The following is a 1,615-nucleotide window of genomic DNA, read 5'->3' on the forward strand; positions in this document are numbered from 1 at the left end:
CAGTAAACGTCTGATCTGACGTTTTGAAATATGAAGTAACTGAGCAGACTAGGTTTGAGGTATGCGTTGATCGCAGATTTCCTGCAAGATTGACAATCTTTTAAGTTCTTTATCTGGCATGACGCTAACATATAAAATCGTCTGCTTCGACAATCGCAAAAGCACATATTCTAAAAGTGAACATTTTTACTTTGGAGAAATCAGACATTTCTATTTTGGGCTTACAAACCAACTTCGCGTAAGAGATTTTATGTTAAATAAGAAACTGTATATTTAATATACTATTTGAATGAAGGGGGTTCCCATGTATCACTAAACTCATCTTCAATCTCTTCATATAAAGTATTTGTTGTGATTACTGTGAGAGTTTTTTCATAAGATCCCAATGTGATACTTTCCTCAATTGCTTTAATACGATGATTTGTATCAATCCATTCATTAAGAAAAATTTCTTTTTTTGATAGCTCAGTTGAAATTATATTTTTATTTGGTAAGACTTTGTTTTTTATATAAATACACTTTCCAAACTTACGTAGTTCCTTAGTATCGAAAACAGCATCTACTTTACCATTTGAACTGATAATTAATAGCGCAGGTGCTTCAGTAAGTTCAATATATCGTATAGCTGTAGAGGTTAAGGACGTATTGAAAATACTAGCTAAAGACTTAATTGCTTCTAAGCCGTCATTGTATTTATACATTTCCTTTTCAAAAAGAAATTTAGGCATTAGTAAGCAGGTAGAAAAATAGTCTGCTTCTCTTTCATAGGGATCTTTACTGCTCGAACCTGCACTTGAAAAATGAGTACCATTTTTATTAAAGATATTTTCAGGATGTTCAGGTAAAAAATAATGCCCAAATTCATGGGCAATACTGAATCGTTGATATGGAATATTATTGATAGAAGAAGCATAGTAGATTAGGAAATCATTGCCATTCCTAATAAGCGCTCCAGAAATACCATGACTCTTTTGAGATTGAGTTTGTATATCAATCCCTAGTTCTTCACCTAATTTAAAAAGATCTATTTCATAATCGATTAAATCGTAATCCTGTCTAATCTGAGTAGCTGCTTTTTCAATATATTGTTTGGTGTTATTAGACATTATCTTATTCAATGTACTAAGAAATAAATAGTTTATTTATTTCTTAGTGACTCTGCAAATCGTCGAATAGTTTCTCTATCACTATCTGTTAAGTTTTGAAGATCTCTAAATAGAGTGTCCGTATTAGTTCCTTCAAAACTATCTACTCGTCCTAGTAAGTAATCTGTAGATACTTCTAGCGCTATTCCTAATTTTCTCAAATTATCAAAAGATGGTTTTCTTGACCCAGCTTCCAAATGTGAAATTGAGGTAGAAGGCATTTTAGATTTTTCAGCCAATTGAGCTTGAGTTAGTTTACGTAACTCTCTTATCGCTTTAAGCCGTTCAGGAAACACGTAGGTTTCATTAGATTCTGTATTCATAATTCTATTCTACTGATTATATTTTTGTATTTCTATAATAATTCGAAATAGAGAAATTTTGTTGACGAATTCGACAAGTAGTGTTAATAATATTTGTGACAACATTTAGTTGTCGAATTCGACAATATTAGGAGCGAAATATGTCTG

General features: G+C 31.5%; 2 protein-coding genes. Both read right to left on the reverse strand.

Annotation, left to right across the window (positions count from 1 at the left end; all coding sequences use genetic code 11):
* Positions 1–281 precede the first annotated feature (281 nt).
* On the reverse strand, positions 282–1,106 hold the full coding sequence (locus FTV41_RS14655; RefSeq protein WP_163146744.1) for an ImmA/IrrE family metallo-endopeptidase: 825 nt from the start codon (positions 1,104–1,106) through the stop codon (positions 282–284).
* 32 nt (positions 1,107–1,138) lie between these two features.
* Positions 1,139–1,468, reverse strand: a complete 330-nt coding sequence (locus FTV41_RS14660) for a helix-turn-helix domain-containing protein (protein ID WP_179996756.1) — start codon at positions 1,466–1,468, stop codon at positions 1,139–1,141.
* Between the last annotated feature and the right edge of the window lie 147 nt (positions 1,469–1,615).

The sequence above is a fragment of the Acinetobacter sp. YH16051 genome (genome assembly GCF_013417135.1).
Lineage (GTDB): Bacteria > Pseudomonadota > Gammaproteobacteria > Pseudomonadales > Moraxellaceae > Acinetobacter > Acinetobacter towneri.

Bases quoted from the DNA above. Each gene is read 5' to 3' on its own strand.
- FTV41_RS14655 (WP_163146744.1), bottom strand. From the start codon at position 1,106: ATGTCTAATAACACCAAACAATATATTGAAAAAGCAGCTACTCAGATT.
- FTV41_RS14660 (WP_179996756.1), bottom strand. From the start codon at position 1,468: ATGAATACAGAATCTAATGAAACCTACGTGTTTCCTGAACGGCTTAAA.